General features: G+C 46.2%; 36 protein-coding genes. All 36 read right to left on the minus strand.

Going from position 1 to position 18,022, the window contains the following annotated elements; genetic code table 11:
* Positions 1-65: 65 nt before the first annotated feature.
* The 36 genes from EUBREC_RS09250 to EUBREC_RS09410 all read right to left on the minus strand — a co-directional run bounded on the left by EUBREC_RS09250 (position 66) and on the right by EUBREC_RS09410 (position 18,020).
* Positions 66-320, minus strand: coding sequence for a hypothetical protein (locus EUBREC_RS09250; RefSeq protein WP_012742889.1), 255 nt, complete (start codon positions 318-320; stop codon positions 66-68).
* 5 nt (positions 321-325) lie between these two features.
* Positions 326-1,021 (minus strand): hypothetical protein, encoded by a 696-nt coding sequence (locus tag EUBREC_RS09255; RefSeq protein WP_012742890.1) that lies wholly within the window; start codon positions 1,019-1,021, stop codon positions 326-328.
* Complete coding sequence (locus EUBREC_RS09260; protein ID WP_012742891.1) at positions 1,011-1,244, minus strand: hypothetical protein; 234 nt, start codon at positions 1,242-1,244, stop codon at positions 1,011-1,013. Before EUBREC_RS09260 ends, EUBREC_RS09255 begins: the two co-directional genes overlap by 11 nt.
* Positions 1,245-1,431: 187 nt before the next feature.
* Positions 1,432-1,656 carry a hypothetical protein gene (locus EUBREC_RS09270; protein WP_012742893.1) on the minus strand — a complete coding sequence of 75 codons (225 nt, stop codon included), beginning with the start codon at positions 1,654-1,656 and terminating at the stop codon, positions 1,432-1,434.
* A gap of 2 nt (positions 1,657-1,658) precedes the next feature.
* A complete protein-coding gene (locus EUBREC_RS09275) occupies positions 1,659-2,582 on the minus strand; it encodes a hypothetical protein (protein WP_012742894.1) in 924 nt (307 codons plus the stop codon).
* Positions 2,582-2,911 carry a DUF4313 domain-containing protein gene (locus tag EUBREC_RS09280; protein ID WP_012742895.1) on the minus strand — a complete coding sequence of 110 codons (330 nt, stop codon included), beginning with the start codon at positions 2,909-2,911 and terminating at the stop codon, positions 2,582-2,584. Before EUBREC_RS09280 ends, EUBREC_RS09275 begins: the two co-directional genes overlap by 1 nt.
* Position 2,912: 1 nt before the next feature.
* Positions 2,913-3,347 (minus strand): hypothetical protein, encoded by a 435-nt coding sequence (locus EUBREC_RS09285; RefSeq protein ID WP_012742896.1) that lies wholly within the window; start codon positions 3,345-3,347, stop codon positions 2,913-2,915.
* 13 nt (positions 3,348-3,360) lie between these two features.
* Entirely contained in the window at positions 3,361-3,639 is a 279-nt protein-coding gene (locus EUBREC_RS09290) for a hypothetical protein (RefSeq protein ID WP_012742897.1), read from the minus strand.
* 81 nt (positions 3,640-3,720) lie between these two features.
* Positions 3,721-3,999 carry a hypothetical protein gene (locus tag EUBREC_RS09295; RefSeq protein WP_012742898.1) on the minus strand — a complete coding sequence of 93 codons (279 nt, stop codon included), beginning with the start codon at positions 3,997-3,999 and terminating at the stop codon, positions 3,721-3,723.
* 102 nt (positions 4,000-4,101) lie between these two features.
* On the minus strand, positions 4,102-4,311 hold the full coding sequence (locus EUBREC_RS09300; RefSeq protein ID WP_012742899.1) for a helix-turn-helix domain-containing protein: 210 nt from the start codon (positions 4,309-4,311) through the stop codon (positions 4,102-4,104).
* On the minus strand, positions 4,312-5,118 hold the full coding sequence (locus EUBREC_RS09305) for an HNH endonuclease signature motif containing protein (protein WP_012742900.1): 807 nt from the start codon (positions 5,116-5,118) through the stop codon (positions 4,312-4,314). It lies immediately after the preceding gene.
* Positions 5,119-5,373 (minus strand): hypothetical protein, encoded by a 255-nt coding sequence (locus EUBREC_RS09310; RefSeq protein WP_012742901.1) that lies wholly within the window; start codon positions 5,371-5,373, stop codon positions 5,119-5,121.
* Complete coding sequence (locus EUBREC_RS09315) at positions 5,370-5,882, minus strand: hypothetical protein (RefSeq protein WP_012742902.1); 513 nt, start codon at positions 5,880-5,882, stop codon at positions 5,370-5,372. Before EUBREC_RS09315 ends, EUBREC_RS09310 begins: the two co-directional genes overlap by 4 nt.
* Entirely contained in the window at positions 5,875-6,144 is a 270-nt protein-coding gene (locus tag EUBREC_RS09320) for a hypothetical protein (RefSeq protein ID WP_148207800.1), read from the minus strand. The genes EUBREC_RS09315 and EUBREC_RS09320 overlap by 8 nt, the downstream gene beginning before the upstream one ends.
* A gap of 89 nt (positions 6,145-6,233) precedes the next feature.
* On the minus strand, positions 6,234-6,644 hold the full coding sequence (locus EUBREC_RS09325; RefSeq protein ID WP_012742904.1) for a hypothetical protein: 411 nt from the start codon (positions 6,642-6,644) through the stop codon (positions 6,234-6,236).
* Positions 6,641-6,769 (minus strand): hypothetical protein, encoded by a 129-nt coding sequence (locus EUBREC_RS17995; RefSeq protein WP_306718461.1) that lies wholly within the window; start codon positions 6,767-6,769, stop codon positions 6,641-6,643. The genes EUBREC_RS09325 and EUBREC_RS17995 overlap by 4 nt, the downstream gene beginning before the upstream one ends.
* A 15-nt stretch (positions 6,770-6,784) precedes the next feature.
* Positions 6,785-7,156, minus strand: a complete 372-nt coding sequence (locus tag EUBREC_RS09330) for a hypothetical protein (RefSeq protein ID WP_012742905.1) — start codon at positions 7,154-7,156, stop codon at positions 6,785-6,787.
* Positions 7,157-7,236: 80 nt separating this feature from the next.
* Positions 7,237-7,767 carry a hypothetical protein gene (locus EUBREC_RS09335; RefSeq protein WP_012742906.1) on the minus strand — a complete coding sequence of 177 codons (531 nt, stop codon included), beginning with the start codon at positions 7,765-7,767 and terminating at the stop codon, positions 7,237-7,239.
* Entirely contained in the window at positions 7,764-8,255 is a 492-nt protein-coding gene (locus EUBREC_RS09340; protein WP_012742907.1) for a hypothetical protein, read from the minus strand. Before EUBREC_RS09340 ends, EUBREC_RS09335 begins: the two co-directional genes overlap by 4 nt.
* A gap of 60 nt (positions 8,256-8,315) precedes the next feature.
* Positions 8,316-8,948, minus strand: coding sequence for a hypothetical protein (locus EUBREC_RS16635; protein ID WP_049757233.1), 633 nt, complete (start codon positions 8,946-8,948; stop codon positions 8,316-8,318).
* 4 nt (positions 8,949-8,952) lie between these two features.
* On the minus strand, positions 8,953-9,198 hold the full coding sequence (locus EUBREC_RS09350; RefSeq protein ID WP_012742909.1) for a hypothetical protein: 246 nt from the start codon (positions 9,196-9,198) through the stop codon (positions 8,953-8,955).
* A gap of 16 nt (positions 9,199-9,214) precedes the next feature.
* Positions 9,215-9,601: a hypothetical protein gene (locus EUBREC_RS09355; RefSeq protein ID WP_012742910.1), complete on the minus strand. Its 387-nt coding sequence runs from the start codon at positions 9,599-9,601 to the stop codon at positions 9,215-9,217.
* On the minus strand, positions 9,598-9,786 hold the full coding sequence (locus tag EUBREC_RS09360) for a hypothetical protein (RefSeq protein WP_012742911.1): 189 nt from the start codon (positions 9,784-9,786) through the stop codon (positions 9,598-9,600). Before EUBREC_RS09360 ends, EUBREC_RS09355 begins: the two co-directional genes overlap by 4 nt.
* A 1-nt stretch (position 9,787) precedes the next feature.
* Positions 9,788-10,129, minus strand: a complete 342-nt coding sequence (locus EUBREC_RS18000) for a hypothetical protein (protein WP_012742912.1) — start codon at positions 10,127-10,129, stop codon at positions 9,788-9,790.
* Positions 10,130-10,134: 5 nt separating this feature from the next.
* A complete protein-coding gene (locus tag EUBREC_RS17720; RefSeq protein ID WP_012742913.1) occupies positions 10,135-10,287 on the minus strand; it encodes a hypothetical protein in 153 nt (50 codons plus the stop codon).
* Between the two features lie 78 nt (positions 10,288-10,365).
* Positions 10,366-10,539: a hypothetical protein gene (locus tag EUBREC_RS17725; RefSeq protein ID WP_012742914.1), complete on the minus strand. Its 174-nt coding sequence runs from the start codon at positions 10,537-10,539 to the stop codon at positions 10,366-10,368.
* 626 nt (positions 10,540-11,165) lie between these two features.
* Positions 11,166-11,339 carry a hypothetical protein gene (locus tag EUBREC_RS17730; protein WP_012742915.1) on the minus strand — a complete coding sequence of 58 codons (174 nt, stop codon included), beginning with the start codon at positions 11,337-11,339 and terminating at the stop codon, positions 11,166-11,168.
* Positions 11,340-11,359: 20 nt separating this feature from the next.
* Positions 11,360-12,424, minus strand: coding sequence for a GH25 family lysozyme (locus tag EUBREC_RS16640; RefSeq protein ID WP_012742916.1), 1,065 nt, complete (start codon positions 12,422-12,424; stop codon positions 11,360-11,362).
* Positions 12,425-12,495: 71 nt separating this feature from the next.
* The gene (locus tag EUBREC_RS09380) at positions 12,496-13,200 is read right to left on the minus strand and encodes an endolysin-like domain-containing protein (protein WP_012742917.1); all 705 of its coding nucleotides are present in this window, start codon (positions 13,198-13,200) and stop codon (positions 12,496-12,498) included.
* Positions 13,201-13,266: 66 nt separating this feature from the next.
* On the minus strand, positions 13,267-13,488 hold the full coding sequence (locus EUBREC_RS09385; RefSeq protein ID WP_012742918.1) for a hypothetical protein: 222 nt from the start codon (positions 13,486-13,488) through the stop codon (positions 13,267-13,269).
* Positions 13,489-13,504: 16 nt separating this feature from the next.
* The gene (locus EUBREC_RS09390; protein WP_012742919.1) at positions 13,505-13,966 is read right to left on the minus strand and encodes an OTU domain-containing protein; all 462 of its coding nucleotides are present in this window, start codon (positions 13,964-13,966) and stop codon (positions 13,505-13,507) included.
* Positions 13,953-14,243, minus strand: a complete 291-nt coding sequence (locus EUBREC_RS09395) for a hypothetical protein (RefSeq protein ID WP_012742920.1) — start codon at positions 14,241-14,243, stop codon at positions 13,953-13,955. Before EUBREC_RS09395 ends, EUBREC_RS09390 begins: the two co-directional genes overlap by 14 nt.
* A gap of 18 nt (positions 14,244-14,261) precedes the next feature.
* Positions 14,262-14,366, minus strand: coding sequence for a CD1375 family protein (locus EUBREC_RS18005; protein WP_281952380.1), 105 nt, complete (start codon positions 14,364-14,366; stop codon positions 14,262-14,264).
* On the minus strand, positions 14,359-14,718 hold the full coding sequence (locus EUBREC_RS09400; protein ID WP_012742921.1) for a hypothetical protein: 360 nt from the start codon (positions 14,716-14,718) through the stop codon (positions 14,359-14,361). The genes EUBREC_RS18005 and EUBREC_RS09400 overlap by 8 nt, the downstream gene beginning before the upstream one ends.
* The gene (locus tag EUBREC_RS09405; protein ID WP_012742922.1) at positions 14,684-15,940 is read right to left on the minus strand and encodes an RNA-dependent RNA polymerase family protein; all 1,257 of its coding nucleotides are present in this window, start codon (positions 15,938-15,940) and stop codon (positions 14,684-14,686) included. The genes EUBREC_RS09400 and EUBREC_RS09405 overlap by 35 nt, the downstream gene beginning before the upstream one ends.
* A gap of 385 nt (positions 15,941-16,325) precedes the next feature.
* Positions 16,326-18,020, minus strand: a complete 1,695-nt coding sequence (locus tag EUBREC_RS09410) for a hypothetical protein (protein WP_012742923.1) — start codon at positions 18,018-18,020, stop codon at positions 16,326-16,328.
* Positions 18,021-18,022: the final 2 nt, after the last annotated feature.

Genomic DNA, 18,022 nt, shown 5'->3' on the forward strand with positions numbered 1-18,022 from the left:
TACCGCATATTGCGAATTTTATATTTTCCAACGCTCACATTTGCGAGCTTTTATGGTAAAAAAATTTACCCTACTTCCTTCTGCAGCAATCTCAGAAGCGGATGCCATGGTCTTGTGCCTCGAATACGGCCGATAATCTTCTTGATATTGCACTCTGTTTTGTCGATTTTCACGTACCCTTCATACTTTCCCTGGTTTCTTTCCGTAACCGGTCTGTCGTGGAATCCGTCCGTAATCATAAATCTGTCCTTCGCATCTGTCTCGTCCTTGAAAGCTACATAGTGCTTATTGCCATGTGCGTAGTACCCGACAATTACCATATCTCCTACCTCCCTTCGTATCTGTCGTGAATAGCAATCGGGTAGCTGATCCCGGTAATCTGTTTGAATCTGCTGTCCGATGTGTAAAGAATATTGCCGCCTGCCATATACCAACGTTTCCGGCAGTATGCAGGCTTACAGTCAACGTACTCCTGGCCCATAACCTCACGCTTTTCGATATACACGCACTGTCTGATGTCGTCCGGTTCAAAAGGACCTTTCTGTGTATCCAGGATATACAGCTCTCGTGCGTAGGAAGATATGCCGTTATTCGTGCAATCTCCCAAACTGCTACGGTACACCTCTGCGGTCAGACAACTTTCAATCTCATAGTTACTCTTCATCCAGTCAATCACTTCGTCCGGATATTTGCATCCGCTCCATAACTCGCCCATAAATACCAGCTCGTTGTCAAACTCCTGCACCATATATGTATCATCGTCCAGCTTTACTGCCTGCAACTGAATGTACTCCTTCGTTCTTTCGTCGCACGCAACTCTCTTTACGCATCCGTCAACCTTTCCATATCCTCTGATCTTGTGCGTTTCGATATAGCGATCCAGTTTCTTTTCTGCAAACCCTGCAGGAATGTCCTCTTCATTTACTGCTACATCTCCGCTTTCCAAAACAGCGTACTTATTTGAGATTTCGCACCATGTTCCTTCCAGGTGTAACACAAATCCTTCTTTCTCAATTCTCATGTTCTTCTGCCTCCTTTGCTGCTCTCACTTCTGCGATTCTCACATAGTCCGGGATATGAAAGCCATTTATGATATTCACCGCCTGCAGCTCTGTTAGATTGCACCTGGCCTGCAGTTCTTCCCGCAACTTTCTTCTTTCTTCAATGTCCTGCAGTCCGTTAGACGGCAGGAGCAACGCTCTGTCTCTGTATTCATTTGCTATGGCTCTTGTCAGAATTTCCACTAACTCACCCTTTCCACGTAATCAACGCATCCAGGACTGATTTTTTCATCCTTACAGAACTCCGACCAGCACTCCTGCAATTCTTTGAGGTTCTGAGCGTCAAACTGCGTCTCGTCTCCACCGTTGAAGCCAATGTTATAGGTTCCTCCTCCGGATTTAACTACTCCTTTGCTTGCCTCTCGTAATGTCACACTACATCACCCGCCTTTCTTAATGCGCACTTAGTACATACCGCACCGTCAAGGTGTGATGCCTTAACAACTCCTGCGTCCTCCGGTCTCTGCCAGCAGAGTGTCCCGCATTCCGGGCAACGTACCTTTTTCCAACCAGGTTTTCCCTCCGGTCCGTTTATTACCAGTGGCATGCACAACCAGCCACCTCGATCTGTAGCCTTTCTCGGTTCTAACTTCATGTTCACTCTGCCGCCTCCATTTCTTCCAGCTCTCTGATAACTCTCTCTACCGCATATTTTCCATTATTGTTGAGCTGTCTCTGCCATGCACCTACCGACGGTGCCCATCTGAACCCATTGCTTTTCAGAATATCTCTTACCTCCGGTTCCGGCTTTCCTTCAAAGAACAGCTGGATTCTCATAGCCTCCACATTCTCCTTGACCTTGAAAAACTTATTCTCGCTCTCCTGTGTTCCCTGGGACTTCGTTTTCTGCAGGCTCTTGATTCTTCCTTCCAATCTTCGGATATTGGCGTTGTTGTTCGCCAGCATATAGTCCGGAAAACCGATTCTTCCGCAGAAGTCCGGTTCTCTCAGCTGGGCGATCTGTTCGTCTGTATATCCCATGTCATGCAGCGTTGCATCGCCTTTTTCTTTGTCCTTCATACGGATTGCTTTGTTGGCCTGCTTCATTCTCTCCTGGTCCTCTCTCAATCCGTCAACCTTATCCTGCAGCTTCTCGATTGCGTTCTCATCATCAGACTTGATAACGTCCTTGCCATAAAAAATTGCCTCAATCTTTCCAAGGATTGCCTCAACCTCTTTATAGTCCTCATGGTTCTTATCCCATGCCGCTACCTGCTTTTCCTTCTTTTTGACCGGGAAGTTTCCTGCTCCGGAAATCATTACCGACGGACACATCATGCCGATCTGAATATCCTTGTTGATGTTCTGAGCCAGTCGTCTTGAATATCTCTCGCAGAGCTTCGACACTCTTTCTTCTTCGGTCGGTCTTGCCTCGATTACCTTCTCTGCCAGCTCGTATGCCTTATCGACCTGTGCCTTGTAACCAGCAGTCTTGCTCCCGGTCTTATACTCGCTGAATGACATCATATCGTTTGCCGTTTTTGCTCCGGCCTCATTGATGCTGAAATACACTCTTTCCATTACGCCACCTCCAAATACTCACCGATTTTCTCAATGTCCAGCTTTACTACCGGATATGTGCAGTAACCGCTTCTTACCATTCTGCCGGTAGCCTGCCCGAAACCATGTTGCTTGATAAGCTCCATCGCCCAAGGGCAATTATTCGTGTCGATCACTGTCTCGTCCTCTGCAAGTCCGCTTCCTGCAATGTATACCGTGATTCTTGCGATAGGTCCTTCCTCGTTGTTCCATATCTCGATTGCTCTGCTGTTATCTGCCTGGTATCTTGCCACCTGCAGGAAGCAATCTTTATACACCGCCCACTCTGTCCTAACCTCTAATAATGCCATATTACTTCGTCTCCTTTCCTGTGATGATATCGAATGCCTCTTTGAGGATTGCCAGTTTTCTTTCTGCCTCGGTCGCTCTCTTGAGTAATTCCTCAATTTCTCCTGCAGCCTTATTTCTCATCAATCCCATCTGAGCATTCATGCTATTAAGAGCCAGTCCATCATCTGAAATCTGCTTTTTAAGTTCATTAATCTTGGTGCAATACTGAGCATCCATTCTGTCGTAGTCATTCTTCTCTTTTGCAAGCTCTGCCTCGAGTTCCTCGATTCTTCTCGCACGGAGTCTCATCAGTCTCTGAATGCCACCTTGCTTTTTCCATGTCTTGCAGAACTCGTCTTTGTCGATGTCGCATCCCATGTACTCTGCTTCAATTTCTCTGTATTCTGCCTCAGTCGGCTCAAACCCTGTTCTCTCGATAAACTCTGATTTCATCATATCTGTTGTCCTCCTACGCCATCTCTAAAATTCTCTCTACGTCTGATCTTCTCTGACGCATCATCAACATTGCTGTCACTTTGTCAATCTGACCGGAAGTGAGGCTTACGATGAAATCTGCCACCTGGTTGTGCATCTTATACACTTCCTGGTACAATCTGTCTGCCTCAGCCTCGTAGCTGTTTGACTTTTCCATATCCAGGTGTTCTTCTTCCATCCAATACTCTGACTGGTTCTCGGCTTCTTCCATTTCAGCCTCTAAATCTCTTAACTTCTTCAATACTTCCTTCATACAAATACGCTCCTTTCAAATTTGCGAACTGTGTTTCACGTGAAACACTCATTTGCGAGTTGTACAGGTAAAAAATTTTACCTAGAACATTTTTTTCATTTCCTCAGCCTTCTCTTCGAGGCCGTTGCTTTCAAGAATCCAAAGGTCAAATCGAACTGCCTCGTCGGTAAGTTCGCAACCGCAGTCACTCAGACTGTAAAGCTCGTCGATGATTTCACCCACCATCCAGTTATTTCCTGCAGCTACCATAGCTGTTGCAATGCTCTGAACTTTTGCCTGGCAAAATCTCCATTCATCTGAATACAGGTCGCATTTCTCTCTTTCTTCCAGTGCTTCTCTATAATCTTCTCTGTTATACATAACCACTACCTCCGTGTGTTTTATTTGTTGTTTGATTATGTATATATTATACTTCGCAACTGCGTATTTGTCAATAGGTTTACTTCTAATTTGCGTATTTTATTAAAGTTTTTTTACAACAATCTCGTAACCTAGAGCTGTTACCATCTTTGAGAAGCTATCGTATCTCATGCTCTTAGCGTTTCGGTTGAGAGATTGGCTGATGTTCTGTCTCGTAATCCCCATTCTGTCCGCTAAATCCTGCTGGGTCATTTTCTCTTCGTCCAGGATGCAGCGGATCGTCTCCTCTGCATTCGCCGCTTTAATCTCCATCTATTTTCTCCTTTTCTTCTGTCTGACTGTTACTCTTGCCTTTGCAACCAGCACGCCGGTCTTTGTTCTTTCCGGATCAGCGAACCTTAACCGACTTCTGTTCATTTCCAGGTTTTCTTCATTGTCTATCAGTACCAGGTTCTCTATATTGCAGTTGTCCTTGTTTCCGTCCAGGAACGATACCATCTTACCTTCGGGAACTGGTCCGTTATGTTCTTCCCATACCGCCCTATGAACAAACTCGAACCTCTCCCGTTGTGGACCGGTTTCTTTAACCTTCCGGATAAGATAGCCGTCTGTCGTATGTGTGTACTCGCCTACTTCCATGTGGTTTGCCGGGACATCGCCTTTCTTAAACATCGTCGCCCTGCACTTCTCGTATTGCTCTTGGCTCATTGGCTTTCCCTTGTTGGCTGGAACGTGTCCTTTTTCAAACCTGCAGTCAACGCCGCTGATGATGTCGTGGTTCTTCTTGTATGCCTTGCACTGCTTCTCGCTGAACTCTATTCCAAAATGTGCTGACACCAGTTCTGCTATCTCCTTCGTCTTTCTCCCTGTCGCAATGCTCCGAATGTAACTTTCCATTCCTTCCGGATATTTGGAAGAGTACCCCTTCGGAAACCCGCCGTTAGTTCCGCTCTTTATGCCGTACCGGTTCTTCGCATTCTTTATCACTGCATCGGAAAACACCATTTCGTACTTCTTATCGAACCCCTGTTGATTTATCAGCTCTGTAACCTGTTTCGTGGTTCTGCCCGGAACATTCTCACGCAGCCAGGCGATCACTTCTTCGGGCCAGCCTCTCATTTATGGTTCGCCCCCCCCCGCATGAACTTCGAGCATTTCCGGAACTGCTTTCTGTCTTTCGTACCCATACTCGTCCATGTGCTTCATTGCTTTGTACTGCAACTCTCCATTTTTGATGATCTGCTCGCTGATGTCGCATATAGCGTCGGTTCTCTTTAACTCGCTTTCCAGCTCTTCTCCTGTCAGATCATCGTCTCCCAGCTTTTCCAGCTGAGCGAACAGGTGGTTATTCAAGTCTCCTAATGTATTCTTCATATTGCCATCTCCTTCCTTGCTTCGTCTACCGCCAACTCCATCGTTGTATTGAACGGCGTGTTGCAGTCCTCCATCTTATCGAATAATTCGACTGCCTTCTGCAGGAACTCTTCGCTGTCTACCAGTTCCTCGTACTTTTCTTCGTCCAGGTTTTCGCTTTCATACAGTCCTTGCAGATAATTCTTTACATCCTCAGTTCTGTCGCTTTCACTCATTGCTCTGCTGATCTCGCCCATAAGTGCCTCGTTGATTACTGCAGGCTCTTCCGTGATGTAGAACCTTGCGTTGCCGCTGATACCTCCGCTGATTTCGTACCTAGTGTCTGTATGCTCTTCCATCAGAATGCTACCTTCAATGCTCACATACTCCTTTGCCTGGGTGTCTGCTATCTGATCCAGTCTATCAATCAGCTGTTTCTCGTCACTGGAAATCGCAACCACAGTTACTCCAATATCGTCCGGGCATTCCCAGCATCCAGCTAATACAAATAAATTTACCGTTTTATTCATCCCTTGCCTCCTTCCAGTCGCTTGCAATCTCTACGACCGTTCTCTCCAAAATCTTGAACTTCTCCGGATCGATCCAGCTCGGTATCTCTCCGTTTCTTACTCTTTCCTGGTACCGGTTCAAACACAACTGCTTTACTGGTACTGGCCTGCCTATCTGAACAAACATACCTCTCTGCTTGTCCCAGGCAAATGCTCCGTACTCCACATTTTCAACTGCAGCTTTCATAACCTCTATTGCCGCATCCAGTGCTTCCAGTTCCATAGGACCAGGTGGCGCCTCTTCAATGTTCCGGATATTATGCAGGTACGTTTCCAGCACCGCCGCATTTTCTCTATATGTCATATCATCACCTACCATTCAATCGGATATCCGGTCAGATTTTCGCACTGCTCCAACTCTTCTGCGAACATTGATTCATATAACTCCTTCAATTCAGACTTGCCCCTAAAATTGGTGTCCTGCAGATTTATCCAAAAACTGAAATCCTGTTCCGGGTTCAGCCTTCCCAAGTTTCTTCTTAGCTCAAAGTCCGCCTCTGTCATCGGCTCTGCTGGCAAGCTGGCTATCTTTTCCTCTCTCGCCTTGGTAAGAATATATCTGCCTTCTTCAAACACCTGCCGGATGATGTTGTTCATTGTCAGTTCTATGCTTTCTTCTCGCATTCTACCTATCACTGCATACATATCGCATTCCGCATCATCTAATAGTCTCAAATCATCTATTCCACAGTCAAACACTGCTCTTACTAATTCTGTATTCATTCTGTATCCTCCTCTTCTTCCGGGTGCCAGTGATACTTGCAATCCGGATTTTCGCACCTACCGTTCCACATCGTACTGCCGCATTCTGGGCAGGTGGTCGCTTCGTATGGTCCTCCGCCTAACATCTGATCCGCTCCTTTCTACAAATACGAGCAGCCGTACCTCTTTCGGAAGGTCTCCCTGCCGCCCTTATGAATAATCTGCTTTACTTCGCCTTCTTCCCGATCCGCATCGATTATTCGTGCAAATTCGTCTGCCTTCTGCAGGGCGTATTCTTTTTCCCAGGCCAGCTGTCCGATAATCTTTGACATTCTTTCCGCCATCGGGTTTCCGTGTATTCTCATTAGGATTTCTCCCATATTGTGACAGTTGTTACATACCGGCACTTTCAATCCGTCCTTCTCGCTCAGCTCTCTACCGGCGGTACCGAACACCAAATGATGCTCAGCTTCCGACGGTCTGCCGCAGATGAAACAGATTTCCGGATAGTCTGTCACTATTCCTTTACCCACCGCTTACACCTACTTTCTGTTTCTAACTCCAACGATTACCAAGAACGCAAATACCACTAATGCTGCCATAGTCTCGCCTCCTAACCGTAAATTATTTCTCCAAACAAAGCGTACTGAATGATTGCGTCCGCAACCTCCGCATCTACCATACCGCAGTCAATATGTAATTCACGATCGATCACCTCGAAAATATCATTGTTCTTAGGCTGTTCTGCATACATTCTAATTCCCTGCAGGAGTTTCGCCTTTGTCAATTCATACGTCGCATCTTCCTCGTTATCGTGAATGAGGATTGAACCGCCTTTTGAGATAACATCGCTTGCAAAATCAAACTCTATCCCACACCTTGGTTCTACTTTATCAACCCAGTAAGTAATTCCACCTTCCAGTGCTGACACCATGATGTCGTCTATGTCCTCTTTAGATATAACAACCGTCGCAATAATCTGAACCCTGTCGTACTGCTCCTCTATCTCTTTTTTCTTAAAATGTGCGATCAGTTCTGCCATAACTCTGCCGGCTTTTCTAGCATTCCAGCTCTCGTTTGTTTTTCCTTCGCATAATCCCTTTGCGATTTCCAATGACTCCGTAATTTCTTTTGCGCTTCTCATACCTTCTCTCCGTCCTTTCTCGCTTGTTTTATTGCTTGCGCAACTCTTTCTTCATATCCAAACTTAAAATTCACACCTGCGTCTGTAAACGCTGTTAAAATGCTTTCCTGCACCGCCTTAACTGTCGCCCAGTCCGGTTCGTCGTCCTGCGTTCTGATACCGAACTGAACCATGTAGTCCTCGATCACGTGCCACAACTCATATTCCAGCTCATCCATACATCCGAGTGCCGATACATCCACGACCGCCGGTGCTGTTATTTTCTTTCCGTCTGCCAGTTCCAGGTCTACTGTGCCAATATCTTCTCCGAACTCACCGCCTTTCTTGTGGTGTGCCAGGATGTCGCCTGCAAAGTCATAGCCTCTGTCGATCATGGCCTCGCTGTTGTCATCGTACAGTCTGAAACATCCGGCCAGTTCGCCCTTCTCGTGTCTCTGCAGAACTTCTTCCCAGGTCAGCTTTTGCATTCCTAACCAGGTGTAGCCCATTATTCATCGCCTCCTTCATAATCTGCTCCGCAGTACGGACACTTCGTTACTCCGTAGCAGTTAAACATCTTCCCGCATTCTTTGCAGGTGTCCAGCTCCCCATTTCTCTGCCAAATCGTCCTGCTGGTTACACTCCTGCAGGATGCTGTTTCTCATGTACACCGTATCGGATAATTCCGGGATATAGCACGGATCATCCGGTCTGTGGTAAAACGCATCTTCATCTTTGAAGATATGTCCCTGTCCGTAGAACTCACGGACGATCTTCTCGCCTTCTCCATTTTCATCCGGCGGCGTGTAACTGCCAACCAGCACCGGGATGTTTACTTTCTGCAAGGCCTGCGACAGTTCCGATATCATACCGTCAATGGCTTCTGCATCCTTTACAAGCTCCCTTGTGGAAGGAACTCCACTCGTTCCGCTTCTCTTGGCTTCTATCCACATTTCAATATGCTCGTCGATGTCGAAATCTTCGTAGTAGGCTTCCAGGCTGTCCTTGAAACTATCTGCCTGGTTCTCTTCATCGAAATCAATCACCATTGAGAAATCTTCGCCCGCAGGTGACGACTGCCCGATTTCAACATAGGTTCTTCTACTGCCCGGCTCAATGTAGGCTTCCCAGTTCCACCCCATTTCTTCTGCCTTGTCGAGAAGCATTTTCAAGCCTCTCGATATGTCCTTGTATTCTTCCATGTCCTCATTCCTCCGCATCTGCGTAGTACGCATCGAATGCAATACCGGCATTTACCAGCTTATCTTCTAGGTAATTGCCGTAGCACCAGCCGTCTCCATCTTCCCAAAAACTGTCCCAGGCTTTCTCCAATACCTCTCTCGCCTTCTCTTCATCATCTTTGCTTACAACAAACACGCAATCCATCCAGTCATTTAACTGTGACTGCACTCTGATTACGCTTTCCTTTAATACTTCCACGCCAATATTCATTGTGCCTTCTCCTTTCTCAGATGTAATAGCAACTGAAATTCCAGTGATGCCCGAACTCATAGTACAGACCGTATCTCTCGAATATCTTGTCAAATTCTCTTCTCACCGAAGGAAGGATGCCGTAATACAACATCTCGCATACCGGACCTTCAAAGCTCATGCTGAGAATGTGGTCCGGATTCACGTACTCGAAATACGTTCTTGGGTCCTGGTTCTCTTCCTCGATCAGATGCTCTCTGTCGTTGTAGTAATACTTTCCGGTTACCGGATCATGCTGTGTGAACCGCTTTCCGTTGAAATAGATGTCTACATCCTGCCATAACCCATGCTCCAGCAGAAACTCTCTGATTTCCTTTGCCAGGTTCTCAATCTGCTCTGCCGTCAGCTTTGCCGTTGAACTCATGCAACCTCCTCCTTTCTTACTCTCTTCTTAACAAGTCTTGCTGGGTACTGAGGCTGATTCTCTCTGTACTCTTTCAGTCTCGCCCTTGCCTCTTCTCTTGTGAACTCTGTCAATGTGTACTCCCAGCCGTACCCGTAATTCAGCTGCAACTCCCAGGTGTCGATTGTCTTTCTCTCGTATGCCATCCTACGCAACCTCCTCTTTCTTCGGCTTTCTGCCACGTCTCTTCGGCTTTTCGACCGGCTTTTCTTCCTTGACCTCTTCTGTAGGTTCCTCGGCCACCTGCTCCTCAGCCTTCTCTTCGGCCGCCGGTTCTTCCTTGACTACCGGCTCTGCAGGAAGCACAACATCCAGCTTGTATCTCTTTGTAATGCTCTGAATCATCGTCGCTACCTCTGTGCTTACTTCCTGGATTTCGTCCTCGGTAAGTCCTTCTGTCAAGCTCTCTGTCTCGGTCCAATATCCTGCATTATCCAGGAAATGATTTAATACCTTCTTTGCTCTATCATGTTTTACGTCCCACTTCATATCGTTTACCTCTCTTCCTTTTCTCCGGCGGTCAATGCCAGTACCACTACTCCATTTATCAAAATTGCTACCAAATTCTTCGCTCTCATACCGTCGTATATGCCGACCATAAAGTTGATGAACAATACCGACTGCAGGAACTGTCTTAATTTCTTCATTGCCAAATCAGCCTCCTTTATGATAGACTTAACAGTTGAGAGGCGGTGTTGCTGCCTCCCGACCGTTAAGGGAACTACTTAATCAATCAAACCTAACCATTTCAGAATTGCCGTAATCACTGACACAATCATGATTACTATGGTGGAGATTATGCTGGCCTGCTTTTCTCTCTTCTGTAATTTAAGGTTTTCGATTTCAAGTAGTTCCTTTTCCTTTGTAGAAAAGTCTTTCTTCCTACCTTTCTTACCCAACTGGTAATTCCTCCTTCCTTAGGATTTAATCAAATTGTTTTGTTTGATTATGGTTATATTATAACTCGCAGTTGCGTATTTGTCAATAGATATACTTCTATTTTCCGAGTTTTTGCCAAATAATTTTCGCACTTGCGACAACTTCTGCAATTTCCGGATCATCGACACCAACTAGTGTATTGCTCTGCATTTTCATTTGCGAGGGTTGCAAACCCGCATGGTTGCTTGGTGTGTTGTAAGATTTCTTACATGATTTCTTCTATGGTTTCTACAAGGATTCTTTACTAGATATTAGAGATTAGATAATAGATATTAGAGATAGAATAATATATGCTCATTTGCGTACTCTCAAAAGCGTATTTTATCCACAAATGCGTGTGGATAATGTGGATAATTACACCTCTGAAAACATATAGAACTATGACTTCGTACACGGTTCAATACTGGCTTTTAGTCTTTAGGCATAGGATAGGTACTAAAATCGCCTATCGTGTCTCGGGAACTTTTCGTCAAAATACCCGGTCTTATTTTGGTTATTTTGTATATTGATTTTACCTGCGGTCTTGTTCCGCTTTTCTGCAATAAAAAAAGAGCCTACAACCCCTGCGGATCATAGGCTCTCTTACTTACTCTGCTGAGTTGATGAAATCCTGGCAGTCCAGTTCCCGGTATGCCTTTTCAAAGGTTTCCTTCGGACTCCATGATACATAACCATCCGGATATTTCACGGCGTACCCAGGTACTCCGTTCTTCTCCTTCGGCTCAGCTTTTACAATTTTCACGCCGATATAGTTTTTCATAATGCCACCGTTTCCTCCTGTTATTTTACTCTGATGGTGTCTCCTGCGATAATAAGGTTCGGATTCTCAATGCCATTGAGTTGAGCAATCACATTGACCGTAGTTTCATACTTCGCCGCAATACCGGAAAGCGTATCTCCGCTCTTAATGGTGTAATACTTTTTGTTTCCGGCGTTGATTACGTCCTGGACCTCCTGCCATCTACTGCCAAGAACAGTCCTTCTCACTTCATCGTCACCATACTTACCGGCCCACACCTCATCTACAAGTTCCTGCACGGATGCTTTGTCGATGTGATTGATTACATCCTGCACTTCATTGTATCTGCTACCGAGAGCTGCCTTTCTTGCGTCGCCCCCGCCGAACTCGTCCTTCATCGTTCTGTAAAGTAGGTCGAGTGTGCTGCCTTCCGGCTCTGAAATCTCCGGCTCCTTGGCTTCATCTCCTGTGCTGGCAGAGAATCCATTGAGACCTGCCTTCTTGATTTCTGTCTCAAAATCACGATAGCAAAAATCTTGATCCACAGTTCTTCCGCAGATCGTCTTATCGGCAATGTAGTTATACTCTCCTCCGTACTGCCAAATATCGTGACCTGTTACTGGCTCATTTGAAGAATATCTCGCCACCCAATGAGTGAACCTCTGCAGGCGATCATCGTCTACGTGCGCCTGGAAATGTGAATCAGATGTATATACTCCGACAAAATATCCAGCCTTCTCGCATCTGTCACAGAACGCAATCACAATATTCGTAAGGACATCTCTGCTGTTGTTCAGCATCTTACCTTCTACGTCGTAGTAGATAGGATATTCAAACTGCTTACCTGCAATAACTGACAGGAAATGGTCTGCCTCCTGCTCTGCCTCCGCAACAGACTTTGCATTGCCGTAATAGTATGCACCTACCGGAAGTCCGATAGCCTTACACTGTGCATAGTAATTTTCAAACTTGCTGTCCTTATACTTGCCATCGTCTGCACCTGCAGCCTTGATAATAGCAAATTTCACTCCTCTTTCATTCCTGGCCTGCTCAATGCTCATATCTCCCTGCCAGTGTGAAATATCAATACCAAAAAGTTTTTCCATAGAAAATTCCTCCTTAAATCAAAATAAGGGGCAGCTTTTCAGCCACCCCGATGTGATACCTTTTTCAGAACTTATGCTTTGATTAACTTTCCTTTTTTGAGAAGATTAACCATCTTGGTGTTCTGCGCTGCGGTATATGCGTAGTTTGTAATGCCATTTGCGGCTGCAATCTTGGCCCGGTGCGCCTTCGATGTGTCTTTTTCGCCCACTGCAGCAAGCGCCGTAATAATAGACCCCGATGTTCCTTCATACTTAGGATAATAAGTATTTCCGTGTCTCGGGTTTCCGGAAACAACAACTACCGTATGTCCTTTGGTCTTTGTGACGAGTACATCACCGTTGAACAATTCCGTCTTGGAAGTTACCGCAATCGCTTCCATAAACTGTCCGGTTGCCTTCAATGCCGATGCCTCAGAAGCCGTATTGAAATTTCCTGGATCAAAGCCAGCTTGGATGCAGCACGCTCTCACAAGTGAACTGCAGTCTGCCTCTGTCTTTACAGAAATTTTAGAGAGCTTTCCGACTCTTCTCAGCTGTTCGATCACATTGCTTCTATGTCCCTGGCAATATCCGATATTGTTGTTTCTGCATCCCTGCAGCATAGCTTCTGCGATGGCGTTTGCTACCGTGATGCTCTTCGGTCTCAGACAGTACCAGCCTTTTGAATGGACGTAATACGCCTGGGTTGATACCTCGTTTCCAGTCTGATCTCCCGGTTTTCCTCCGGAAATGTGACCGTTCTCGTCAATTCTCGCGCTTCCAACTACTAAACTCATGGTTCTTCCTCCTAACAAAAATAGGGCAGTCTTTCGACCGCCCTGTGCTTACGATATGTTCTCAGATTACTCCTCATCCTCACTGTTGGAGCCGATGTTGGCTGAGTCAGTCAAACCTTCACCGATGATGTACGCCACTACGGACGCTCCCGCCATAATGAGTGCTGTAACCTGTGTTGCCGTGTTGTCTGTGCCGCCAGTAGCCAGGATCATCATAGATACGAATGACGCTACCGCAGTCCATAACTTTCTGCTTGTAAGTTTTCTAACCCAATCAATTTTCTTCATGTTTCTTTACCTCCTGTTATAAAAATGAATTTTTTTCCATGCACTTCTGATAAACTTTGTCTATCTCGGCAATGGCATTTACCGCTTTGCTGTTCTTATATTCCGGATGCTCTGCGCAATAACGCTCGTAGTCCGAAACATCATCCAAAATCTGATTGAAGAACTCCTCGGAATGTTTGACATCCCTTCTCAACTCGTCGGCAAATCGCAGGATTCTTGTGCGGCATTCGTCCGCATCATCTTTATCCATACGCCTTTCGAGCTTGTTGTGCTTTTCTCCCAGGTCTTTTAACTCTTTCTGCACTGATTCCAACTTATCCATAACGTCCTTATTCATCGACTTTCCGATGGCTCTCATACCGTTTCCGATAATCTTTCCAACTGCAGACCACGGATTTACCTTGATGGGCGTAATCTGCACCAGTGTCAAGAACAGCAGTAGCGCTCCACCACTTGCGAGAATTTCATTCAAAGACATTGGCTCTTTTACCTCCTTCCCAAACGCACCGTAATTCCCACGGCACGTCCGTAATATCTGCCGCCTTTTCACCCAAAATGGCCTCTATTACTGCATAAAGAATGGCATCCGCGCGCGGGTCCTTATCGAACCGGTACAGATGCCATACCAACTGATTATGCAGATTGATTAGAAGGATTTCGTTTTCCTCTGTCTCTTCCCAGTGCAGGTCGTGTGCCGCTTTTTCCAATCTGTCATAGTCGTAAAACTCGGCATATGGGATTCTTTTATGCTGCATACATACCTGCCCTTCGCCTTACTCTGCCTTTAACATTTTATCAACGGATGCTCTCCACCTGGTCGGCACTTCGTCGATAGTCATGTTTCCGAGCTTAATCTGTGTGTAGTAAAATTTAGCCATTTACAATCACCTCCGCTAACTCAATAATTGCAGACTCCACGGCCTCCAAACGCTCGATGATGGTAGGCTCACCGGCTGCTTCTGCCTCTTTGTCAGCGGCATCTTCCTCGGTACCGCCTTCTCCGATGGTCCACCAGTACTCGAAGTTGTTGTTCACCTCTGTTTTGGTAACTGTGCCCTTGTGTCTGAGCTGCACCTCGTCGCATTCATAAACGATGGTTGAATCTCCACCCTCTTCCATAGGCTCCTTGGTGGTTTTCTTGATGTTCTTTCTCAGAATGATGTCCGTACCGCCATGAATAGGAAACACCTCGATCTTAGGCGGCTGCAATGAGTAACATTCTTTGTTCATACTTGACATACTCCTTTCTGCCGTAGCGTGATACGCTTTGTGCGGCAATCTTAAATAAATTCTGCATATTGTACTTAATGGAGCAACCCTGGCTGTTGCTGTACTTTGTCCACCCTTTGTACGCCATAATTCTGCAGGCTCGCCACCATGGGATATATCCTAAGCGTTCCAAATCGACGGCAGCTCTCAAAAACTGTCTCCGGATACGCTTAAACACCCTGCTTCTTATAATGGTGTACGTTCTTCGTACAACGAACCCCATCATATCTACGCCCTGCGTCCTTTTATGACTTCCGCCTTGTCTCATTCTGTGAAATTCTTTCTCTTCCTCGAATGATGAAATGTGGTATATCTGCCAGGCCGGCTTTACGTCCAATCCCAGCGTTGATTTACTCCATCTCGTAGCTTTTTTGAGCGCTTTCGTCAGCTGTGAGAAGTAGCCATAAACTGTAAAATCGTCTGCATAGCAAACGATAGCTTTTACCATTTTGGTCTGTACCCCTCTTCTTGACTGACTCAGGCTCAACAGGTATCTCAAAACATAGCTCATAACATAGTTAAAGAGCCACGACGGAAGATACCCGCCTATACAAAGATGCTCTCCTGGGTAATTTTCCATAAGAGCACCCAGGTACCAAATTAAAACTTTATTCTTGCCAATATCTCTTTTTAGCAAGTTCATAACACACTCTACCGTTACGGACGGATATGCCTTGTGAATATCACACTTGACCACATCCAGCCTTCCGGTAAACTTACGCCTTAAAATCCTTTCGATTTTCCGTTTGCCTGCCAGCTGCCCTCTTCCTGGAATGCTTCCGTATTGAATCGGCAGTAACTTCGCATGGAACAATTCCTCTAATGAGTAAACCGCTATGTATTCCATTATCTGCTGATCCGGATATTCCTGGCATATATTTCTGAGCTTGTGAGTCAATCCATCTTCTCGCTGGAACTGGCGAATTGGGCGCAATTTCAAATCTCTGTTTCTGATGCGCTGTGTTAATTCTTCTGCTATTGCATCCGTAGCTGTGTATATTTTTTGCTTTGTACCGTCAAGGAACTCTTGCGCAAGTTCCTGTTCGGTCACCAGGCCTGTGTTCAGAAGCAATCTCTGAAAATCTCTTCTTTTGTACTTCCCATCAAATGCCTTGCGAACTGCAGGTATATTAAATTCTGTGTTTTCCACATCTACCTTCGCAGGTTTGCAGTATGTTTTCATAATTGCTTTCCTTTCGTGTATATCATCTGGTTATTACCGGCGACGTTCGCTTTCGCTACTAGCCGCCGCTGGTTTCAAATAATTTTCGCACATAAGCGTGTGCTGTATGGTGCAATGAATGATATACTCTCTAACCAGTTGAACCGACAGAGCCGTTCCAGTTCGCATCGCCGACGGAATTGTTCGAGTTACGGCACGCGAGACCCGCATTGCCACCGTTGTTCAAGTTGCCCCAGCACCAACCGGCGCGGACCCCGGACGCGGCGGGATTGCAGTTGAAGCCAGCCTCTGTCACACCATACAACCCATTTTATTAACTCTTGCAACAGTTAATATCTTAGTGGGGCCTGCCGCCCCTCTTGCCTTACAGGCAATTCACCCTGCTTTACCCAGCCAGTCCAGGTGAACCGACAGAGCCGCACCAGTACGCACCGCCGACGGAATTGTCCGAGGGACGGCACGCGAGACCCGCAACGCCACCGTCGCGCAAGGCGCCCCAGCACCAACCGGCGCGGACCCCGGACGCGGCGGGATAGCAGTAGAAGCCAGCCTTACAGCCGACGCCGCTACCGCTTGCGTCGATACCAAGAGGCCACTCAACATCTGAAATGGCGGTATCTTCGATGTAAGTCCACTTTCCTGTTGTACCTTTCGGAATGACCATCGTTAAGGCTGTCAGCTTTTTGTAGTCCTCGGTAATTGCTGTTCCGCTTACTTTGGACTGATCTTCGCAAACAAAGCAGTCAAAGTTATAGTCTCCGTTTTCATCGGTGCTCCACTGCCATAATTCATCGCTAATGATTAAATATGAGCCGTTCATAAACTCGATTTTCTGCAGCATACCCGGCTCTTTTCCGTTGGTGTAATTGTACTTGCTTCCGTCAGTTCCAAGTACATCATCATTCCAACCGGACCAGTAAGGATCGGTGCTTAAATATGTGCTTCCGGCTGTTGTGTCGAATGTGGTACCACCGTTATCCACATAAACTGCAGAGTATGTGGTACCGCCGATTTCAACGTCCTTGATTGCAGTAATGAGCTTGTTTCTGCAGACGGAATAGTTGCTCGCAGTATTTCTATCTGTGCCACTCTGAATGCCGATCTGAACACTGCTTCCAACAAATAAATTTGCCGCCTGCTCGGGTGTCAAAAGGACTCTTTCAACGCCTTCCTCAGAATATGCAGCCGTGTACTGGTAGTTATAACTAGAGCAGCCTTCGATTGTTCCGGAGTTGCCTTTTCTTGCATATTTAAGACGCATCATACGGTCAAGGAACTTGATCGTCTTTCCGCTCGCTCCACTATACTGTGTTCCTCTGTCTCTCCATTTGGTAACACCTGCAGTATGAGAAGTCCAGTTTACCGGAGCTAAGCCGGTTCCGCAGGTGATTTTTCCACTTGCGCCGATTCCTGCGTAATACTTAGGTCTCGCTGCATACGCATAAACTCTACCGGTGCGATCTCTTCCTTCCGGCCATAATTCGTAACCGGTTGACTGGTGGCATTTCATTTTTAAGTAACGGTATCCGTCCTCGTCCCACTCTTTCGTGTAGGTATTTTTCTGTAATACCCAGCAAAGATGTTCGCCGGAGCGAACGTCTTTAATATCATCGATATGCTCAACATAGAAAATCTCGTGGCTTCCGTCTGTTTTCTTCTCTGCAGATACTTCCAGGCACCAAAACTGAGGAAGATGTGCAAAGTCATCCTGCCCCTGCGTCTTTGCAGTAGATGGAACGCATTTCAAGCCAACGCTGTCGTCCGTTAATTCTCCGATGGCTGTAGAGCTGGTTGCGAACAGTGGGAATGAGACACCATGCACTCTGTCGTCCTCGAGGACTCTGCCGAACCATCTTTCCAGCATTTCTACCTTTGTGAATTTGCTTGCGTCGTACTGTGATTTCCACCATTCGATGAAAAGATTGTCAACCTGCTCTTTGCTGGTACACTGTGCAACCATGTACTTATAGCAAAGGTCGGCTGCACCAGGGTTTGCACCACCTGCCACAGCCATTTTCTGCATTTCCATGAGAGCTTTCATCGTCGATTCTCTCGGAATATTGATTACATTGTCAGACATTT

This window comes from Agathobacter rectalis ATCC 33656, from assembly GCF_000020605.1.
GTDB classification, from domain to species: domain Bacteria; phylum Bacillota; class Clostridia; order Lachnospirales; family Lachnospiraceae; genus Roseburia; species Roseburia rectalis.

Coding starts and splice junctions, on each gene's coding strand:
- EUBREC_RS09290 (WP_012742897.1), bottom strand. CDS start 3,639: ATGAAGGAAGTATTGAAGAAGTTAAGAGATTTAGAGGCTGAAATGGAA.
- EUBREC_RS09355 (WP_012742910.1), bottom strand. CDS start 9,601: ATGAGTTCAACGGCAAAGCTGACGGCAGAGCAGATTGAGAACCTGGCA.
- EUBREC_RS18005 (WP_281952380.1), bottom strand. CDS start 14,366: ATGGCTAAATTTTACTACACACAGATTAAGCTCGGAAACATGACTATC.
- EUBREC_RS16635 (WP_049757233.1), bottom strand. CDS start 8,948: ATGGAAGAATACAAGGACATATCGAGAGGCTTGAAAATGCTTCTCGAC.
- EUBREC_RS09315 (WP_012742902.1), bottom strand. CDS start 5,882: ATGAATAAAACGGTAAATTTATTTGTATTAGCTGGATGCTGGGAATGC.
- EUBREC_RS17995 (WP_306718461.1), bottom strand. CDS start 6,769: ATGTTAGGCGGAGGACCATACGAAGCGACCACCTGCCCAGAATGCGGC.
- EUBREC_RS18000 (WP_012742912.1), bottom strand. CDS start 10,129: ATGAAGTGGGACGTAAAACATGATAGAGCAAAGAAGGTATTAAATCAT.
- EUBREC_RS09405 (WP_012742922.1), bottom strand. CDS start 15,940: ATGAAAACATACTGCAAACCTGCGAAGGTAGATGTGGAAAACACAGAA.
- EUBREC_RS09275 (WP_012742894.1), bottom strand. CDS start 2,582: ATGGAAAGAGTGTATTTCAGCATCAATGAGGCCGGAGCAAAAACGGCA.
- EUBREC_RS16640 (WP_012742916.1), bottom strand. CDS start 12,424: ATGGAAAAACTTTTTGGTATTGATATTTCACACTGGCAGGGAGATATG.
- EUBREC_RS09295 (WP_012742898.1), bottom strand. CDS start 3,999: ATGTATAACAGAGAAGATTATAGAGAAGCACTGGAAGAAAGAGAGAAA.
- EUBREC_RS17720 (WP_012742913.1), bottom strand. CDS start 10,287: ATGAAGAAATTAAGACAGTTCCTGCAGTCGGTATTGTTCATCAACTTT.
- EUBREC_RS09280 (WP_012742895.1), bottom strand. CDS start 2,911: ATGGCATTATTAGAGGTTAGGACAGAGTGGGCGGTGTATAAAGATTGC.
- EUBREC_RS09400 (WP_012742921.1), bottom strand. CDS start 14,718: ATGAACAAAGAATGTTACTCATTGCAGCCGCCTAAGATCGAGGTGTTT.
- EUBREC_RS17730 (WP_012742915.1), bottom strand. CDS start 11,339: ATGAAAAACTATATCGGCGTGAAAATTGTAAAAGCTGAGCCGAAGGAG.
- EUBREC_RS09395 (WP_012742920.1), bottom strand. CDS start 14,243: ATGCAGCATAAAAGAATCCCATATGCCGAGTTTTACGACTATGACAGA.
- EUBREC_RS09385 (WP_012742918.1), bottom strand. CDS start 13,488: ATGAAGAAAATTGATTGGGTTAGAAAACTTACAAGCAGAAAGTTATGG.
- EUBREC_RS09360 (WP_012742911.1), bottom strand. CDS start 9,786: ATGGCATACGAGAGAAAGACAATCGACACCTGGGAGTTGCAGCTGAAT.
- EUBREC_RS09410 (WP_012742923.1), bottom strand. CDS start 18,020: ATGTCTGACAATGTAATCAATATTCCGAGAGAATCGACGATGAAAGCT.
- EUBREC_RS09255 (WP_012742890.1), bottom strand. CDS start 1,021: ATGAGAATTGAGAAAGAAGGATTTGTGTTACACCTGGAAGGAACATGG.
- EUBREC_RS09380 (WP_012742917.1), bottom strand. CDS start 13,200: ATGAGTTTAGTAGTTGGAAGCGCGAGAATTGACGAGAACGGTCACATT.
- EUBREC_RS09350 (WP_012742909.1), bottom strand. CDS start 9,198: ATGAATATTGGCGTGGAAGTATTAAAGGAAAGCGTAATCAGAGTGCAG.
- EUBREC_RS09270 (WP_012742893.1), bottom strand. CDS start 1,656: ATGAAGTTAGAACCGAGAAAGGCTACAGATCGAGGTGGCTGGTTGTGC.
- EUBREC_RS09390 (WP_012742919.1), bottom strand. CDS start 13,966: ATGTCTTTGAATGAAATTCTCGCAAGTGGTGGAGCGCTACTGCTGTTC.
- EUBREC_RS09325 (WP_012742904.1), bottom strand. CDS start 6,644: ATGAATACAGAATTAGTAAGAGCAGTGTTTGACTGTGGAATAGATGAT.
- EUBREC_RS09310 (WP_012742901.1), bottom strand. CDS start 5,373: ATGAAGAATACATTAGGAGACTTGAATAACCACCTGTTCGCTCAGCTG.
- EUBREC_RS09335 (WP_012742906.1), bottom strand. CDS start 7,767: ATGAGAAGCGCAAAAGAAATTACGGAGTCATTGGAAATCGCAAAGGGA.
- EUBREC_RS09300 (WP_012742899.1), bottom strand. CDS start 4,311: ATGGAGATTAAAGCGGCGAATGCAGAGGAGACGATCCGCTGCATCCTG.
- EUBREC_RS09285 (WP_012742896.1), bottom strand. CDS start 3,347: ATGATGAAATCAGAGTTTATCGAGAGAACAGGGTTTGAGCCGACTGAG.
- EUBREC_RS09305 (WP_012742900.1), bottom strand. CDS start 5,118: ATGAGAGGCTGGCCCGAAGAAGTGATCGCCTGGCTGCGTGAGAATGTT.
- EUBREC_RS09340 (WP_012742907.1), bottom strand. CDS start 8,255: ATGGGCTACACCTGGTTAGGAATGCAAAAGCTGACCTGGGAAGAAGTT.
- EUBREC_RS09320 (WP_148207800.1), bottom strand. CDS start 6,144: ATGGAACTGGAAGCACTGGATGCGGCAATAGAGGTTATGAAAGCTGCA.
- EUBREC_RS09250 (WP_012742889.1), bottom strand. CDS start 320: ATGGTAATTGTCGGGTACTACGCACATGGCAATAAGCACTATGTAGCT.